17 protein-coding genes are annotated in these 17,419 nt (G+C 67.7%); 11 read left to right on the forward strand and 6 right to left on the reverse strand.

Annotated elements, in window-relative coordinates:
* The first annotated feature begins 107 nt into the window (after nucleotides 1-107).
* Nucleotides 108-1,118 carry an SGNH/GDSL hydrolase family protein gene (locus tag AU072_RS00820; RefSeq protein ID WP_064411971.1) on the forward strand — a complete coding sequence of 337 codons (1,011 nt, stop codon included), beginning with the start codon at nucleotides 108-110 and terminating at the stop codon, nucleotides 1,116-1,118.
* Between the two features lie 34 nt (nucleotides 1,119-1,152).
* Entirely contained in the window at nucleotides 1,153-2,370 is a 1,218-nt protein-coding gene (locus AU072_RS00825) for an acetyl-CoA C-acetyltransferase (protein ID WP_064411972.1), read from the forward strand.
* An 82-nt stretch (nucleotides 2,371-2,452) separates the two neighbouring features.
* On the opposite strand, the gene AU072_RS00830 is transcribed toward AU072_RS00825, so the two are convergent.
* On the reverse strand, nucleotides 2,453-3,319 hold the full coding sequence (locus AU072_RS00830; protein ID WP_064411973.1) for a type IV toxin-antitoxin system AbiEi family antitoxin: 867 nt from the start codon (nucleotides 3,317-3,319) through the stop codon (nucleotides 2,453-2,455).
* Nucleotides 3,320-3,477: 158 nt separating this feature from the next.
* Complete coding sequence (locus tag AU072_RS00835; protein ID WP_064411974.1) at nucleotides 3,478-4,326, reverse strand: Bax inhibitor-1/YccA family protein; 849 nt, start codon at nucleotides 4,324-4,326, stop codon at nucleotides 3,478-3,480.
* A 166-nt stretch (nucleotides 4,327-4,492) separates the two neighbouring features.
* Here AU072_RS00835 and AU072_RS00840 point away from each other — a divergent pair, with 166 nt between their 5' ends.
* From AU072_RS00840 to AU072_RS00850, 3 genes are read left to right on the forward strand one after another with little or no spacing between them, the layout of a single operon-like run.
* Nucleotides 4,493-5,545: an enoyl-CoA hydratase/isomerase family protein gene (locus AU072_RS00840; RefSeq protein ID WP_064411975.1), complete on the forward strand. Its 1,053-nt coding sequence runs from the start codon at nucleotides 4,493-4,495 to the stop codon at nucleotides 5,543-5,545.
* Nucleotides 5,542-6,327 (forward strand): enoyl-CoA hydratase, encoded by a 786-nt coding sequence (locus tag AU072_RS00845; protein WP_064411976.1) that lies wholly within the window; start codon nucleotides 5,542-5,544, stop codon nucleotides 6,325-6,327. The genes AU072_RS00840 and AU072_RS00845 overlap by 4 nt, the downstream gene beginning before the upstream one ends.
* A gap of 9 nt (nucleotides 6,328-6,336) precedes the next feature.
* Nucleotides 6,337-8,049, forward strand: a complete 1,713-nt coding sequence (locus AU072_RS00850) for an alpha/beta hydrolase (protein ID WP_064411977.1) — start codon at nucleotides 6,337-6,339, stop codon at nucleotides 8,047-8,049.
* Here AU072_RS00850 and AU072_RS00855 read toward each other — a convergent pair.
* Together AU072_RS00855 and AU072_RS00860 are read right to left on the reverse strand one after the other, a co-directional pair.
* Complete coding sequence (locus AU072_RS00855; protein WP_064411978.1) at nucleotides 8,046-8,414, reverse strand: rhodanese-like domain-containing protein; 369 nt, start codon at nucleotides 8,412-8,414, stop codon at nucleotides 8,046-8,048. The two genes, AU072_RS00850 and AU072_RS00855, sit on opposite strands and share 4 nt — an antisense overlap.
* Before the next feature lies 1 nt (nucleotide 8,415).
* Nucleotides 8,416-8,961 (reverse strand): cupin domain-containing protein, encoded by a 546-nt coding sequence (locus tag AU072_RS00860; RefSeq protein ID WP_064411979.1) that lies wholly within the window; start codon nucleotides 8,959-8,961, stop codon nucleotides 8,416-8,418.
* A gap of 262 nt (nucleotides 8,962-9,223) precedes the next feature.
* Here AU072_RS00860 and AU072_RS00865 point away from each other — a divergent pair, with 262 nt between their 5' ends.
* Both AU072_RS00865 and AU072_RS00870 read left to right on the forward strand, forming a co-directional pair.
* A complete protein-coding gene (locus tag AU072_RS00865; protein WP_064411980.1) occupies nucleotides 9,224-9,652 on the forward strand; it encodes a lipoprotein LpqV in 429 nt (142 codons plus the stop codon).
* A 42-nt stretch (nucleotides 9,653-9,694) separates the two neighbouring features.
* Nucleotides 9,695-10,684 carry a patatin-like phospholipase family protein gene (locus AU072_RS00870; RefSeq protein ID WP_064411981.1) on the forward strand — a complete coding sequence of 330 codons (990 nt, stop codon included), beginning with the start codon at nucleotides 9,695-9,697 and terminating at the stop codon, nucleotides 10,682-10,684.
* Here the strand turns inward: AU072_RS00870 and AU072_RS00875 are convergent.
* A complete protein-coding gene (locus AU072_RS00875) occupies nucleotides 10,681-11,526 on the reverse strand; it encodes a patatin-like phospholipase family protein (RefSeq protein ID WP_064411982.1) in 846 nt (281 codons plus the stop codon). The two genes, AU072_RS00870 and AU072_RS00875, sit on opposite strands and share 4 nt — an antisense overlap.
* 49 nt (nucleotides 11,527-11,575) lie before the next feature.
* A complete protein-coding gene (locus AU072_RS00880; protein ID WP_064411983.1) occupies nucleotides 11,576-12,625 on the reverse strand; it encodes an NAD(P)H-dependent amine dehydrogenase family protein in 1,050 nt (349 codons plus the stop codon).
* An 87-nt stretch (nucleotides 12,626-12,712) separates the two neighbouring features.
* On the opposite strand from AU072_RS00880, the gene AU072_RS00885 reads away from it, so the two are divergent.
* The 4 genes from AU072_RS00885 (at nucleotide 12,713) to AU072_RS00900 (ending at nucleotide 17,410) form a co-directional block, all read left to right on the forward strand.
* Nucleotides 12,713-13,852: a BTAD domain-containing putative transcriptional regulator gene (locus AU072_RS00885; RefSeq protein ID WP_120270943.1), complete on the forward strand. Its 1,140-nt coding sequence runs from the start codon at nucleotides 12,713-12,715 to the stop codon at nucleotides 13,850-13,852.
* 51 nt (nucleotides 13,853-13,903) lie between these two features.
* Entirely contained in the window at nucleotides 13,904-15,634 is a 1,731-nt protein-coding gene (locus AU072_RS00890; protein ID WP_064411985.1) for a serine/threonine-protein kinase, read from the forward strand.
* 97 nt (nucleotides 15,635-15,731) lie between these two features.
* Nucleotides 15,732-16,100 (forward strand): DUF732 domain-containing protein, encoded by a 369-nt coding sequence (locus tag AU072_RS00895; RefSeq protein WP_064411986.1) that lies wholly within the window; start codon nucleotides 15,732-15,734, stop codon nucleotides 16,098-16,100.
* A 107-nt stretch (nucleotides 16,101-16,207) separates the two neighbouring features.
* Complete coding sequence (locus AU072_RS00900; RefSeq protein ID WP_064411987.1) at nucleotides 16,208-17,410, forward strand: lipid-transfer protein; 1,203 nt, start codon at nucleotides 16,208-16,210, stop codon at nucleotides 17,408-17,410.
* The last annotated feature ends 9 nt before the right edge of the window (nucleotides 17,411-17,419 follow it).

Consider the following 17,419-nt stretch of genomic DNA (forward strand, 5'->3'; position numbering starts at 1 on the left):
CAACAATCAGTGAGTCATATTCGATACCGGAGTTGATACCGCAATGTGACCCCTTATCGCTTCTCGCCACGCGGATAGCCCCGGAAAACCCACTTAAACTTGCCTGCGTGGGCACACCGCGACGGACGACCACCATCGCCTTCGCCACCGCGGCCACGCTCGGCTCGGTCGGTTCGGCCTACATCGGCGCGCGGAACCTGCTCATCGGGCAGGCCGACCAGGCCCGCCGCGTCATCCCGCAGGCGTGGGACATCCCGCCCCGCGCCGACGGTGTCTACGCGCCCGGCGGCGGCCCCGTCGAGCGCTGGCGCCGCGACGTGCCATTCGACCTGCACCTGATGGTCTTCGGCGACTCCACCGCGACCGGCTATGGCGCCTCCACCGCCGAGGAGGTGCCCGGAGTCCTACTCGCGCGGGGTTTGGCCGAGGTCTCCGGAAAGCGGATCCGGCTGAGCACCAAGGCGATCGTCGGGGCGACGTCGAAGGGACTGTCGGGCCAGATCGACGCGATGTTCGTCGCGGGTCCCCCACCCGACGCCGCGGTCATCATGATCGGCGCCAACGACATCACCCGCCCGAACGCCATCCGCCCGTCGGCGCGTCGACTGGGAAAGGCGGTGCGCCGGTTGCGGGCCGCGGGCGCCGTCGTGGTGGTCGGCACCTGTCCGGACTTCGGCGTCATCACCGCGATACCGCAACCCTTGCGCGCGGTGACACGCAGCCGCGGACTGCGCCTGGCCCGCGCTCAGACGGCCGCCGTGCGAGCCGAAGGCGGGGTTCCCGTGCCGCTGGCCGACCTGCTGGCGCCCCACTTCCGGTCCACCCCCGACGTGCTGTTCTCTCCGGACATGTTCCATCCGTCCGGCGCCGGCTATGCGCTGGCGGCCAACCAACTGCTGCCCGCGCTGTGTAATGCGTTGAGCGACTGGCTCGGTGGCGCGGTGCCGGAGCTGCCATGGCGTACACGATCGGGTGAGGGCTTCGCGCTACTGGCCCGCGTCGGTGGTCTGAGCAGGCTGTGGCGGCGTTCGACCGGGGTCCCCGCGCCTGTGCTGGGTGGACTCCCCGGCCTCGGTCAGGGGAGGGGTCCCGCACCCGTCGCGGCGTCCGCGAGCTAGGTTCTCCTCATAGCCGTCAATGCGAGGAGACACCATGCCTGAAGCCGTTATTGTCGCGACCGCGCGGTCGCCGATCGGCCGCGCCGCCAAGGGTTCACTGGTCGACATCCGGCCTGACGACCTGGCCGCGCAGATGGTGCGCGCGGTGCTGGACAAGGTGCCCGCACTGGATCCGCGCGAGATCGACGACCTGATCATGGGGTGCGGCCAGCCCGCCGGTGAGGCCGGCTTCAACATCGGCAGGGCGGTGGCCGTCCAGCTCGGTTACGACTTCCTGCCCGGGACGACGGTGAACCGCTACTGCTCGTCGTCGCTGCAGACCACGCGCATGGCCTTCCACGCCATCAAGGCCGGCGAGGGGCATGCGTTCATTTCGGCTGGCGTGGAGACGGTTTCGCGGTTCCCGAAAGGCACCGCGGACGGGTGGCCGGACAGCAAGAACCCGTTGTTCGCCGACGCGATGAGCCGCTCGGATGAGGCGGCCGCCGGTGCCGAGGAGTGGCGTGACCCCCGCGAGGACGGCTTGCTGCCGGACGTCTACATCGCGATGGGCCAGACCGCGGAGAACGTCGCGCTGTACACCGGCATCAGCCGAGAGGACCAGGACCACTGGGGTGTTCGGTCGCAGAACCGCGCCGAGGAGGCCATCAAGAACGGCTTCTTCGAGCGCGAGATCGTTCCGGTGACACTGCCCGACGGGACCGTGGTGTCCAAGGACGACGGTCCGCGCGCGGGCACCACCTACGAGAAGATCAGCCAACTCAAGCCGGTGTTCCGGCCGAACGGCACCATCACCGCCGGCAACGCGTGCCCGCTCAACGACGGCGCCGCGGCGGTGGTCATCATGTCGGACACCAAGGCCCGCGAACTGGGGCTCACGCCGCTGGCGCGTGTGGTCTCGACGGGGGTGAGCGGGCTGTCGCCGGAGATCATGGGGCTGGGCCCGATCGAGGCGACGCGCAAGGCGCTGGCCAACGCCGGGATGTCGATCGGCGATATCGACCTCTACGAGATCAACGAGGCGTTCGCCGTCCAGGTGCTCGGGTCGGCGCGCGAACTGGGCATGGACGAGGACAAGCTCAACGTTTCGGGCGGCGCGATCGCCCTGGGCCATCCGTTCGGCATGACCGGCGCGCGGATCACCGCCACGCTGCTGAACAACCTGACCACCCACGACAAGACGTTCGGCCTCGAGACGATGTGCGTCGGCGGCGGCCAGGGCATGGCGATGGTGCTCGAGCGGCTGTCCTGACCCGCGGGCCGACCAGCCGCAGCCGACCGGCCGACCGCAGCCCGCCGGCGTCTAGTGTGCAACCAGATCGCGAATTCGGCCGTTACGAGGCAATTTCGCGATCTGAGTGCACACTAGCGGCCCAGGCGCGCCGCACCCGGTTGACGATGTCGGCCGGATGGACGCCGGCGACGACGCGAATATGTGTCCAACCCCGGTGCGCGATGAACTCCGAGCTCACGATGTCGGCTCCGAGCCGCGACGGCAGCCGGTGCAATTCGCCGTCGTACTCCACCGCGATCATCACCTCGTCCCCCCAACCCATGTCCAAGCGGTAGCGGGCTCGCCCGAAGTCGTCATAGACGGGGATCTGCGTCCGCGGGCGCGGAAAACCGGCTCGTATGAGCAGCAGACGCAACCAGGTTTCGCGTGGAGACTCCGCGCCGGCGTCGTACAGGTCGAGAACAGGCAACACTCGTGGCACACCCGGAGATCCGCGGTGCCGTTCGACAAGCCCGGCGACGAGGTCACGGTCGAAACGGGTTGCATTGCCGAGCGCGTCGATACGGGCCACCGCCTTGTCACCGCGGGTCAGCCGGGCGAGGTCGAACGCCGTGCGCTCAGGCGTCGTCACGGGCACGCCGGCCACAAGTTCCCATTCGTTGCGACCCAGTCGATCTCGTCGCGTCACGATCCCGCGCGGCGCACGCGGGTTCGACCAGATGAGCTCGATCGGGACATCGTCGGCGACGTACTGGGAACCGTGTAGCGCCGCAGCCGCGAGGCCGGCAACCACTGCGCGCCGGCGAGTCCACAACCAGGCGGCAATCGTTCGTTGCGACAAGTTCGGCACCACGCCGTCGTCGATGTAGACGCCGGGGAACAGGGCTTGATAGCGGGTCCGCAGTTGATGCTTGTTGGCGACATGGCCATCGCGCAACGCTTCGCTTCCGAGGAACGGCACCTCCATGGTCCGCAGTGAAGACCGGTGCTCGGACAGGAACAGCGTTTGCGGGAGCAGTGACGGCCGCGGTTGGGGATAACCAACGCAAACGACCGCGGTTGGGGACAACCAACGCAACAGAAAAGGCCCGGCACGTTTTCGTGCCGGGCCTCCTCGTCAGGCTGCTAGTCGCTGTTGAAATACGACAGCAGTCGCAGGATCTCGATGTACAGCCAGACCAGCGTGACGGTCAGGCCGAGCGCGACGCCCCACGCCGCCTTCTCCGGCGCACCCGCGCGAATCATCTGGTCGGCCGCGTCGAAGTCGATCAGGAAGCTGAACGCCGCCAAGCCGATGCAGAGCAGCGAGAAGCCGATCGCGAGCATGCCGCCGTCGCGCAGGCCAAGGCCGGCGCCGCCGTTCAAGCCGAAGATCGCCGCCAGGAAGTTGACGAGCATCAGGGCCAACACGCCGAACAGGCCGGCGACGATCATCCGCGTGAACTTCGGGGTCACCCGGATCGCGCCGGTCTTGTAGACCACGAGCATGCCGAAGAACACCCCGAGGGTGCCGACGATCGCCTGCGTGATCATCGCGTAGCCGCCGTTGGAGATGACGTTGGCGAACAAGAACGAGATCGCGCCCAGGAACAGGCCCTCGAGCGCGGCGTAGCTGAGCACGATGGCCGGGTTGTCCTGCTTACGGCCGAACGTGGCGACCAGCACAAGAACCAGGCCGCCGATCGCGCCGACCATCGCCAGCGGCATTGCCAAGCCGAGGTTGACCGATGCGATGAAGTACGAGATGACGCCGACCGCGGTCAACAGCGCCAGCGTGACGCCGGTCTTGGTGACGACATCGTCGATGGTCATCGGGCGGGCAACGCCTGCCTGGCGCTGCTCCGGGTACTGCGTCACATAGGGGTCGGCGTGAACCGCCTGCGTACCGTAGCCGGCGGCCCCTGTACCGAACTGCGCATATCCGCCCTGCGACTTTGGCAGGGATCGAAATACGGGGTTGCTGGATTCCCGCACCGTGGGTTCCTCTCCTGATGATGTCGATCGTCAATCGGCGAACACACCGACAACGAATCATGTCCCTGGTCGGTTCCCGGCTGCGCCGATCAACTTTCCCAGCTGTTTCACAAGAAACCCTACCCAAAGCAATCGCAGGTCGGGCAACGTTCTACATTGCATACTCGTGGGCGAAAACGAGGATGTCCTAGTAACCGTTGACCGCGGGTTCGGCCTGATCACCCTCAACCGGCCCAAGGCCATCAACTCGCTGAACCACTCCATGGTCACCGCCATGGCGCACGCGCTGGCCGAATGGGCGCACGACGACGCCGTCACCGCCGTCGTGGTCGACGGCGCGGGCGAGCGCGGGCTGTGCGCGGGCGGCGACATCGTCGCGCTCTACCACAGCGCCAGGGCCGAGGGGCCTGCCAAAGGGCGTGAGGCGCGCGCCTTCTGGTACGACGAATATCTGCTCAACGCCCAGATCGGCCGGTTCGGCAAACCGTATGTCGCCCTGATGGACGGCATCGTGATGGGTGGCGGCGTCGGGGTGAGCGCCCATGGCAGCGTGCGCGTCGTCACCGACACCACGAAGATGGCGATGCCCGAGGTCGGCATCGGCTTCGTCCCCGACGTCGGCGGCACCCTGATCCTTTCGCGCGCACCCGGACTGCTCGGCTACCACGCCGCGCTCACCGGCGCGAACTTCGACGGCGCCGACGCGATCGCGATGGGCTTCGCCGACCACTTCGTTCCGCACGACAAGCTCGAAGACTTCAAGGCCGCGATCCTGACCGGCGGTATCGACGGTGCACTCGCGGCCCATACCATCGAGCCCCCGCCGAGTAACCTTCTGCAGCAACGGGAATGGATCGACCGCTGTTATGCCGGTGAAACCGCCCTCGACATCGTCGCGGCCCTGCGCGCTGATGACGACGCCGCTGCCGGCGCGGCGGCCGACCTCATCGAGAGCCGCTCCCCCGTCTCGGTTTCCGTCACTCTCGAAGCGCTGCGCCGCGCCGCGAAACTCGACACACTCGAAGACGTGCTGCGCCAGGAGTACCGGACGTCATGCGGGGCGCTGCGCTCCCACGACTTCGTCGAGGGCATCCGCGCCCAGGTTGTCGACAAGGACCGCAATCCGAAATGGTCGCCCGCCTCGCTGGCGGCGGTCACCACAGCCGACGTCGAGGACTACTTCGCGCCGGCCGATCGCGAACTGGAGTTCAAGAAATGAGCGACGAAACCAGCTTCTCCACCATCGTTGTCACGCGTGACGACCGTGTCGCGACCATCACGCTGAACCGGCCGAAGGCGCTCAATGCGCTCAACAGCCAGGTGATGGCCGAAGTCACCTCCGCGGCAGCAGAATTGGACAACGACCCGGCGATCGGCGCCATCATCATCACCGGCAACGAGAAGGCGTTCGCCGCCGGAGCCGACATCAAGGAGATGGCGAGCCTGTCGTTCGCCGACGTCTTCGCAACCGACTTCTTCGCAGCCTGGGGCTCATTCGCCGCCACCCGCACCCCCACGATCGCGGCCGTCGCCGGCTACGCGCTCGGCGGCGGCTGCGAGTTGGCGATGATGTGCGATCTGCTGATCGCAGCCGACACCGCGAAATTCGGCCAGCCCGAGATCAAGCTCGGCGTGCTGCCCGGGATGGGCGGCTCGCAGCGGCTCACCCGCGCCATCGGCAAAGCCAAGGCGATGGACCTGATCCTCACCGGACGCAACATGGACGCCGAGGAGGCCGAACGTGCGGGCCTGGTGTCGCGGGTGGTGCCCGCCGACACTCTGCTCGACGAGGCGAACGCGGTCGCCAAGACCATCGCCGGAATGTCGCTGTCGGCGTCGCGAATGGCCAAGGAGGCCGTCAACCGTGCTTTTGAATCGACACTGGCCGAGGGCCTTCTCTACGAGCGCAGGCTGTTCCACTCGGCGTTCGCGACCGAGGACCAGACCGAGGGCATGAACGCGTTCACCGAGAAGCGCCCACCGGCGTTCCGCCACCGTTAATCTGCGGGGGTGACCGACACCCGCGACGACACCGACACCACGGTCGACGAACCGACGGAAGAGCCGGTCAAGACATCCAACGACACCCCGTGGTGGGTGCGCCACTACACCTTCACCGGCACCGCGCTGGGCCTGATCTTCCTGTGGCTGTCGATGACGCCGTCGTTGCTCCCGCGAGGTCCGCTGTTCCAGGGGCTGGTCAGCGGCGGCGCGGGCGCATTCGGTTACGGCCTCGGGGTCTTCGTGGTGTGGCTCGTGCGCTACATGCGGTCCAAGGACACCAGCCCGCCCGCCCCGCGACAGGCCTGGATCGCGCTGGTGGTCATCGGCGTCATCGGCCAGATCCTGATGAACGTCTACTTCCACATCTGGCAGGACGAGGTCCGCGATCTCAACGGTGTTCCGCGCATGGGCTTCTGGGATCACCCACTGACCGCCGTGCTGTCCATCGTGACACTGTTCGTGCTCGTGGAGATCGGGCAGCTGATCGGCAGGCTCGTGCGCTTCCTGGTCCGACAACTCGAACGCGTTGCACCGCCGAGGGTTTCGGCGGTCGTGGTGGTGATACTGCTCATCGCGCTCACCATCGCGCTCCTGAACGGCATCGTGGTGCGCTTCGCGATGACCACGATCAACAGCACGTTCGCGGCAGTCAACGACGAGACCGACCCGGATTTCGCCGCGCCCACGTCACCGCTGCGGTCCGGCGGTCCCCAGTCGCTGGCCAGCTGGGAATCCCTTGGCCACCAAGGCCGTATCTTCGTGGCGGCGGGGCCGACGGTCGAGGAGCTGACCGAGTTCAACGGCCGGCCGGCTGTCGAACCGATCCGCGTTTACGCAGGTCTGCATTCCGCGGACGGCATCAAGGCGACCGCCGCGCTGGCGGCCCAGGAGTTGTTGCGAACCGGCGGCTTGGACCGCGAAGTCGTCGCTGTGGCCACCACCACCGGCACCGGCTGGATCAACGAAGCGGAAGCCTCGGCGTTGGAATACATGTACAACGGCGACACCGCGATCGTGTCGATGCAGTACTCGTTCCTGCCGAGCTGGCTGTCGTTTCTCGTGGACAAGGAGAACGCGCGGCAGGCGGGCCAGGCGTTGTTCGAGGCCGTCGACGGGCTGATCCGGGAGATGCCCGAAGCGCAGCGGCCACGGTTGGTCGTCTTCGGGGAGAGCCTCGGATCGTTCGGCGGTGAAGCGCCGTTCCTCGCGCTCAACAACCTCATCGCCCGCACGGACGGCGCACTGTTCAGCGGTCCCACGTTCAACAACACGATCTGGACCCAGCTGACGCGCGACCGCGACCCGGATTCGCCGATGTGGCTGCCGATCTACGACAAGGGCGAGAACGTGCACTTCGCCGCCCGTCCGGAAAACCTGGCCAGGCCGGACGACCCGTGGGGCTACCCGCGGGTGGTGTACCTGCAGCACGCGTCGGACCCGATCGCGTGGTTCAACCCCGATCTACTGTTCGCCGAACCGGATTGGCTCAAGGAGCCACGCGGATACGACGTCTCCGGCCGGATGCAGTGGATCCCGGTGGTGACGTTCCTCCAGGTGTCGGCGGACATGGCCGTGGCCGTCGACGTGCCCGACGGGCACGGCCACGTCTACGTCAAGGATGCGGCCAACGCGTGGGCGGCGATCCTGCAGCCGCCGGGCTGGACACCGGAGAAGACCCAACGGCTGCGGCCGCTGCTGAGCAGCGACGAGAAAGACTAGGCCAGAACGCTTTTCAACGCGTGATAGCCGCCGATGACGTCGGTGGAACGATGCAGCCCCAGATCGAGCAGTGACGCCGCCGCCAGGCTCGAGGTGTAGCCCTCCGAACACAGCACCACCCACTCGACGTCGTCGTCGACGGCCTGGGGCAGCCGCGCCTCGCTGGTCGGGTCGCAACGCCACTCGAGCACGTTGCGTTCGATCACCAACGCCTCGGCCACCTCCCCCTCGCGGGCGCGCTGGGCTTGCGGACGGATGTCGACCAGGACTGCGCCGCGGTCCAATGCCGCGGGTACCTCGGCCGCCGGCAACCTGTGCAGGCGGGCGCGGGCGTTGTTCAGGATTCGGTCGATGCGACTCGCCATATCACCCCTCCGGTGCGTCGGTCAGCTCGGTCCGGTTGCGGCGCAAGGTATTGCGCTGCGTCACCTCGTAATACGACATCGCGGTCAGCGGCGGCGAATAGGCGTGCACGCTCAACGTCGGCGTGACGGGGGCCGAGGTGTCACTTTCGGGTGCCCACACCACGTCGTGCACCCACCCCAGCGGGAAGGCGGCCTGATCCCCGGCGCGCAACCGGCGACGCCGCAATGCCCCACCGTCCCAGCGGGTCTCACGCAGGGCACCGGAGACAACGGTCAGCGCGCCGAGGGACCCGCCGTGGTCGTGCATCTCGGTCGACCGCTCGGGCACCCAGCTGATCAACCAGATGTCGAGCTCGTCGTCACCGGTTAGGCGGGTGAACCACCGTTCGTCACGCGGTGGTCCCCCGGCAGGTAGCAGGTGGTCGTAGCGACCGGTGAGCACCTCGTCGGCGCAGCGGTCGGTGGCGAGCAACAGATCGGGCAGCCGCAGACGGGTCGGTGCGGACACTGCGGGCACGGGTGGTGGCAATACTGCAGGGGAGGCCATGAAAGCTCCAAGAAAGCCGGAAACGGGCAGGGCGGGGCGCTAAGCCCAACAACACTCCTGGCGTCCGGTCGTCACGGGGCAAGTCTGGCATGGGCCTGCCGGGCCCACCCTGTCCGATACGGCCGCCCGCGGGCACGCGGTCCGTCGTCGCAGGCCAGACGCGTGTTCGCCGGGTCGGCGGATAGATTCACCGTGAGCGCAACCTCGGCGATCGGTGCGGCCGGTGTCCGCCACGAGTGAGCCGTTGCCTAGATTGGCGGGCATGCGCATACGTCACGGTGTCGCGGCGGCCGCAGTGATGGCGGGCGTCGTCGCGGGATGCTCCTCGGGTACCGAAGACACCTCCGAACCGCCGGCCGACAAGACCTCCGCGGAAACCAGCTCGGAGGAAACACCAACCGTGGCACCGGGTTCGGTAGCCGTCTCCCCCGGCGGTGTCACCACCGCGGTCGGCGCTCCCGCGGATTCGACGGAGGACGAGTACTTCAAGGCCTGCACCTCGGCCCGGCAGTGGATGGACGAACAGGGCGGCGACCCGAAGTCACAGATCGAGCCCTACCTCGGCATGTTGCAGACCTCGGATTCGGCCGGGCCCGGTACGTACGACACACCGTGGACGCAGTTGCCGCCGCCGCGTCAGGCCGCGGTCATCGTCGCCGTGCAGGCGGCGGCCGACGGCCTCTGCGGCTGAAACCGGCGGCCAGAACCGGCGCGGGCGCGCGACAATGGCGGTATGGCTGGCAAGCGGGTCGCGCTGGCGCTGGGCAGCGGTGGCGCCCGCGGCTACGCCCACATCGGGGTGATCGAGGAACTACTGGACCGCGGCTATGAGATCGTCGGCGTCGCCGGATCGTCCATGGGCGCTCTCGTCGGTGGGCTGTACGCCGCGGGCAAGCTCGACGAGTTCTCCGACTGGGCGAAGTCGCTGACCCAGGGCGCCGTGCTGCGGCTTCTCGATCCCTCGATCACCGCCGCGGGGGTGCTGCGCGCGACCAAGATCCTCGACGCGGTTCGCGACATCCTCGGTGAGGCGCGGATCGAGGACCTCCCGATTCCCTATACGGCCGTCTCGACCGATCTCATCGCCGGTAAGTCGGTATGGCTGCAGCGGGGCCCGGTGGATGCCGCCATCCGCGCGTCGATCGCGATCCCGGGGGTGATCGCACCGCATGTGCTCGACGGCCGACTGCTCGCCGACGGCGGCATCCTCGAACCGCTGCCCATGGCGCCGATCGCGGCCGTCAACGCCGACCTCACCATCGCGGTGTCGCTGGCCGGCAGCGAGGCCGGCGGCGTCGAAGAACCCGCAGGACAAGGTCCACGCGCGACCACCGAGTGGCTGGCCCGGGTGTGGCGCAGCACCACGTCGCTGTTCGAGTCGAATGCGATGTTGAACCGTTTCGGCGCCGGACCGGAGGACTTCCCGGCGGGCGGGGACAGCGAGCAGGAGCTCGTCGACGCGACGAAGGAAGCGTCCGTGGTACCCAAGCTCGGCAGCTTCGAGGTGATGAACCGCACGATCGACATCGCGCAGGCCGCGCTCGCGCGCCACCAGCTGGCCGGCTACCCACCCGACATGCTGATCGAGGTACCCCGTTCGGCGTGCCGGAGCCTCGAGTTCCACCGTGCCGCCGAAGTGATCGACGTCGGTATCGAGTTGGCGGCGGCCGCGCTGGACGCATTCGACACCTTGCCCGAAACCCCCACCGCCGCCGAGGATTAGCGGCCGAGGTGCGCGGCTATCTGGGCGGCGACGCTGCGGCCCTGCCTTCGTCCCGCGTGCGCCGAAGGGGTCCGGCACGCGGGATCGAGCGGGTTGGCGCCGAACGCCGCCAACGACTCGTCGTCGGCGAACACACCGAAAGCGTTGCGCGCGGCGACCTCGTCCCTGGCGCCCGCCCCGAACGGCGACGGCGACGACAGGCCCTGGGGGATCAGGGTGACCACGACATCGCAGTCGTCGGCCACGGCCAGGTTGACGGTGCTACCGACACCGCCGTCCATGAAGCGGCGCGAGCCGATGGTGACCGGCGGCCAGACGCCGGGTACCGCGCAACTGGCCGCGACCGCGTCGACCAACGGGACGCCCGAGGTGCGGTCGAACGCGATCAGTTCCCCGGTCTCGGTGTCGATGGCGGTGATGCGCAGGTCGCGGTCGGGCCAGTCGTGCGACGGCAGTCGCTGCTCGATCACCTTTCGGCGCACTTCTTCGGTGACGGTGTCGGCGGCCAGCGCGATCGCACCGATCCGCTGCAGTTTCTCGGTTTTCGAGCCGGGAGCGGTCATCGCGTCGAGGAACATCTGGGTGATCGTCTCGATCCCCGCGCCGGGGTTGATCTCCGACGATGTCGCCTCGGTCTGCCGGTCGAACAACGCGGGCAGGCCGAGCCCGCTCACCAGTTGCGCGGCGACCGTGGAGCCCGCAGATGTGCCGACCAGAACGTCGGAGGCCAACAACGCATCGGCGGTGGCGGGCGACTCGTCGGCAATACCCGTCAGGATGCCGGTCTCCCACGCGATCCCCGCCACGCCCCCGCCGGCCAGTACCAGTGCACGTCTCGTCACACCCCGTGAGTGTGCCAGGCGACCGGCGACGCTCGTGCGGCCCCCGACGCTACGCGAGTCCCTGCGCCGCCCGGCCGCTGATCAACGGCAGGTCGAGATACGTTGCGATGCCGGGCTCCGCGGCGCACACCGCGGGCACCGAGTTCACGCAGTGCGCAGCGGTGCCGACGATGCCGTACTCCGGGCCCTCTCCGCCGACGACCGACTGGAAGCCCTTGACGACGACGTTGACATCCGGATTGCCGCGGACCTCCATCTCGTACCGCTGACCTTCGGGGCCGAACGTCCAAGCGGGATCGAGGTTTTCCTCGCCCATCAGCCAGTTCACAGTGACTCGCACGACCGGTTCTTCGTCGACGAGGGCCTCCCAGTGGAACTTTCGGCCCGCGACCTGTCCCGGCTCGATGACGCCGATCGGTGATTCGATCGGCGCCGTGGCGACCGCGATCTCCTGAGCGGAACGGACTTTCGGGTCGGCACGGAAACCCACCTTGTCGACGATCATCTTCACCGCCTGGATGAAGCCGCCGTCGAGCAGCTTCTGCATCGGGCCGCTGAGCGCCTTCTCCGGAACCTCACCGAAGCCCATCACATGCCGCACGACGTCGGGGGCTTCGTAGGTGCGAAGGTCGGAATACTCCTCGGCCCGAACGAATGTCACGCCGGTCGAGAAGGCGGAGAACAGAAGCGGAAACTTCTCGCTGATCCCCCCCGGCGCGATGCCGGTACCGTGCAGCGTGGCATTCCCCGCGATCGCCGCCTCTTGAAGAGGGGCGCCCTGCCGGCCGGAGGGATACACCCATCCGACCGGGGTGACGACGTTCTTACCGGAGCGCAACAGCGCCGCCACCTCATCCGGATTGGGCAACAGCGGTGAGTAGATCACCGCGTCGGCGTCGAGGGCGAGGATGTCGTCGAGGCTGTTGGTCGCGGTCACCCCCACCGGCGCGGTGCCGATGATCTCGCCGACGTCTTTGCCTGCCTTCCCCGGCGAGTGCACCCAGCATCCGACGAGCTCGAGGTCGGGATGTTCGAGCACACCCTTGATCGCTGCGACGCCGACGCCACCGGTCGCCCACTGCACCACCCGCAGGCCCATACCGACTCCTTCACCACGAAACTAGAACACGTTCTACTCTTGCAGGTCTACACCACATCCCCTCCCGCGCGGGTCACAATGGCCGCGATGACCGCGATCAAGATCGGGTTCGGTGTGCTGGGACCGCTGCAGATGACAGTCGACAGCGCACCGGTCGCGCTGGGCACCCCCAAACAACGGGCGGTGCTGGCCGTACTCGTGATGAATCGCAATCGGGCGGTCTCCACCGACTCGTTGATCACCGCGGCGTGGGAGCAGTGGCCGCCGGCCGAAGCCAGGGCCAGCCTGCATTCCTACATCTCGAACCTGCGCAAGCTGCTGAGCAACTCGGGCGCCGATCCGAGGTCGGTCTTGGTCAACGCGCCACCGGGGTACCGGCTCGACGTCGATGACACCGCGTGCGACCTCGGTCGTTTCGTCGCCGAGAAGGCCGCCGGTGTGCAGGCCGCCGCAGCGGGCCAGTTCGAGCAGGCGAGCCGCCATCTGCGCACTGCACTCGTCGAGTGGCGCGGACCCGTGCTCGACGATCTACGCGACTTCCAGTTCGTCGACGCATACGCCACAGCTCTCACCGAAGACAAAGTGACCGCCCACACCGCACACGCTGAGGCCGAGATCGCCTGTGGGCGGGCGTATTCCGTCATCGCCGAACTCGAGGGCCTGGTCAGCGCACATCCGTACCGCGAGCCGCTGTGGGCCCAGCTGATCACCGCCTACTACCTTGCCGAGCGACAGTCCGACGCCCTCGATGCCTATCAGCGGCTCAAGGCCACGCTCGCCGACGATCTCGGCATAGACCCGGGTCCGACAGTGCGTGCGCTGCACGAGCGGATCCTGCGCCAGCAGCCCCTCGATGTTCGAAAGGCCGCGCAGACCACCGCCGTCCACACCATCGGCGACATCGCGGCGAGGACTTCGATCGCCCCATCGTCCGCGATGGCGGCTCTGCACTCGGCGAGCGGCCAGATTCATCGGCTCACGGCCACGGCGACGCGGATCGGGCGGTTGGCCGACAACGACCTCGTGCTCGCCGGCAGCAGCGTGAGCCGCCACCACGCCGTGATCATAGACACCGGAACCAGCTTCGTGATCACCGACCTGCGCTCGGCGAACGGGGTCGACGTCCGGGGTGAGCGGATCCGGGGCACCGCGATGCTCGGCGACGGCGACTCCGTCCGCATCTGCGACCACGAGTTCACGTTCCGGATAGAGCCGCATCCGGCCTGATGCCGGATTAGGGTGTTTTCGCCGGCTACCGAACCGCCCGAGGAGCATCCGATGACCGACCCCGAACGGGGGGAATCCCGTGTGGGTTCCCAGATCGGCCCCTATCGGCTGCGCCGGTTACTGGGCAAGGGCGGGATGGGTGAGGTGTACGAAGCCGAGGACACCGTCAAGGACCGAATAGTCGCGCTGAAGCTGTTACCCGAATCGGCCTCCAACGATCCCGTCTTCCGCAAGCGGCTACGGCGCGAAGCACACTCAGCGGGCCGGCTGCAGGAACCCCACGTGGTGCCGATCCACGACTACGGCGAAGTCGACGGCATGCTCTATGTCGACATGCGGATGATCGACGGTACCGATCTGCGCAAGGTGCTCAAGAACTACGGCCCGATGACACCCGCGCGTGCGGTGGCCATCATCAAACAGATCGCATCGGCTCTGGACGCCGCGCATGAGAGCGGCATCATGCACCGAGACGTCAAGCCAGAGAACATCATTCTGACCCGCGATGACTTCGCCTATCTCGTCGACTTCGGCATCGCCAACGCCGCCACCGACGAGAAGCTCACCGAACTGGGCACCGCGGTCGGCACGTACGCATACATGGCGCCGGAACGCTTCACCAACGACGAGGTGACCTACCGCGCGGACATCTATGCGTTGACTTGTGTTCTGCACGAATGCCTTACCGGCTCGCAGCCGTTTCCGGGCGACAGCGTCACCGTCGTCATCACCGCGCACCTGATGCAACCTGTCCCGAAACCCAGCCAGCAACGGCCCGGTATCCCGACGGCGTTCGACGCGGTGATCGCCCGCGGTATGGCCAAGAAACCCGAGGACCGGTATGCGAGCGCAGGCGATCTGGCGGCGGCGGCGAATGACACACTGACACAGCGAGATCAGGACCAAGCCGCCACCATCCTGCAGCGCAGCGAGGCCGCGGGTACGGCTCCGCCGCCGCCGCCCGCGTGGTACCAGACGCCGCCGCCGACCCCGCCGCCCACACCGCCGGGTGCCCATCCGGCCGCTTTCCACACGCCACCGCCGCCCGGGGGCGGTCCGCCGAGCGGTCCGATGGGCGCGCCCGGCCAGCCGAGCGGACCCCCGAGCGGGCCCATGTGGGCCACACCCGCGCCGACGGGGCCTCGGCCTGCGGGTGCCCCGCGCAAAGGCACGCCGTGGCTGCCGATCGCCGCGGCGATCGCCGTGTTCGTCGTGGCGCTCGGCACGGTGGGGATTTGGTTCCTGGTCAAACCCGATGACACGCCGTCAGCGTCGACAACCACGACGACCGCGCCGTCACCGACCACCGAGCGCACCACGAGGCGGCCCCCGCGCACGACGACGCCTTCACCGACTCCGGACTCGGCCGACGCCAAACTGCTCGGGCTGCTGCCGCGCGGGTACGACGACGGCGTCTGCCAACCCGTACGTCCACCCGCCCCCGGCGCACTGGCGACGGTCGATTGCGGCGCGGCAGCACCCCAGGGCGGCCCCGCGAACGCGCGTTACTCGCTGTTCGCCGACCAGCCGGCTCTGGACAAGGCCTTCGACGACTCCGTCGCCGCCAACCAGGAGCTGGTGCGATGCCCGAACAGCGGCGCGGATTCGCCGACCACCTGGCACTACACCGAAACACCGGACGAGGTCGAAGGTCGCATCGCCTGCGGTGTCTTCAACGGCAACCAGGACCTGTCGTGGACCATCAACGACAATCTCCTGCTGGGCGATGCCCAAAGCGACAACCTCGTCGACCTGCACAACTGGTGGTTGAAGTACGCCTGAACCGTCCACCAGGGCCGCTTCAAGAATCCTTCAAGGGCGCTGTCCGACTCTGATGTCAGCCCGGGGCCACCCGGAACCGACATTCACAGGAGTCACGATGATCGCTTCACACCGTTTCGCCAAGTCCGGCACCGTCTCTCGCCTGCACCGGTGGACCGGCACCGTGCTCGCCGCAGGTGCGCTCGGAGTGGCCGCCGTCGCGGGTTCGGGCACCGCCGCCGCGCTCAGCTCCGAAGATGACATGTTCCTGTCCGAGATCAGCGCCGACGGCATCGCCTACGACACCCCCAAGGCCGCGATCGGCACCGCACACGACGTCTGCTCGAGGCTGGACGGGGGCGCGGATCCCGTCGACCTCGGTCTGGAGATCCTCGACGACACCGACCTGACCGTCGACCAGGTCGCGACGTTCGTGGTCGCCTCCGTCGACCACTACTGCCCCCGGCACGTCGTGCTCTTCGGGTGATCCTCGACAAGGCGGGGCCCGCTGCGGCGGCGCCCCGCCGTCGTCGGCCTAGACAGGTCGCGCGCTGTATGTTTCTGTAACCCGCAGCGCTGCGAAAGGACTGAAGAATGTCGACCGCCAGAAGCAACAGGGTCTTCGTCGTCGGTGTCGGTATGACGAAGTTCGAGAAGCCGGGCCGCCGTGAAGGTTGGGACTACCCCCAGATGGCCAAGGAGTCGGGCACCAAGGCGCTCGACGATGCCGGCATCGACTACTCCGAAGTACAGCAGGGGTTCGTCGGCTACGTCGCCGGCGACTCCACGTCGGGCAACCGGGCGCTCTATGAACTCGGCCTGACGGGCATTCCGATCGCCAACGTCAACAACAACTGCTCGACCGGTTCCACCGCGCTGTTCCTTGCCGCGCAGACGATCCGCGGCGGGCTCGCCGACTGCGTCATCGCTCTCGGTTTCGAGAAGATGCAGCCCGGCTCCCTCAAGGGCGGCCACGACGATCGTGAATCCCCGATGGCCAAGCACGTCGCGGCGATGGCCGAGATCGACGAGTTCGGCTTCCCCGTCGCGCCGTGGATGTTCGGCGCCGCGGGTCGCGAGCACATGCGCCAGCATGGAAGCACCGCAGAGCATTTCGCGAAGATCGGGTACAAGAACCACAAGCATTCGGTGAACAATCCGTATGCGCAGTTCCAGGAGGAATACAGCCTGGACGACGTCCTGGCCGCGAAAATGATCTCCGATCCGCTGACCAAGCTGCAGTGCTCACCCACGTCGGACGGGTCCGGCGCGGCGATCGTGGTGAGCGAGGACTTCGTCGACAAGCACGGCCTGGCGGGCCAAGCGGTGGAGATCGTCGGCCAGGCGATGACCACCGATTTCCAGTCCAGCTTCGACGGCAGCGCCAAGAACCTCATCGGCTACGACATGAATGTCAAAGCCGCGCAGCAGGTTTACGACCAGTCGGGGCTTGGGCCGGCCGACTTCCAGGTGATCGAGCTGCACGACTGCTTCTCGGCCAACGAGCTACTGCTCTACGAGGCGCTCGGGCTGTGCGGTGAGGGCGAGGCGCCCAAGCTCATCGACAACAACGAGACCACCTACGGCGGCCGTTGGGTGGTCAACCCCTCGGGTGGGCTGATCTCCAAGGGGCACCCGCTCGGAGCGACGGGTCTCGCGCAGTGTGCGGAGCTGACGTGGCAGTTGCGCGGCATGGCCGACAAGCGCCAGGTCGATGACGTCACCGCCGCCCTGCAGCACAACATCGGGCTCGGCGGTGCCGCGGTTGTGACCGCTTACCAGCGCGCCGAGCGCTGATAGGGGATC

Source organism: Mycolicibacterium novocastrense (genome assembly GCF_001499835.1).
GTDB lineage: Bacteria > Actinomycetota > Actinomycetes > Mycobacteriales > Mycobacteriaceae > Mycobacterium > Mycobacterium novocastrense.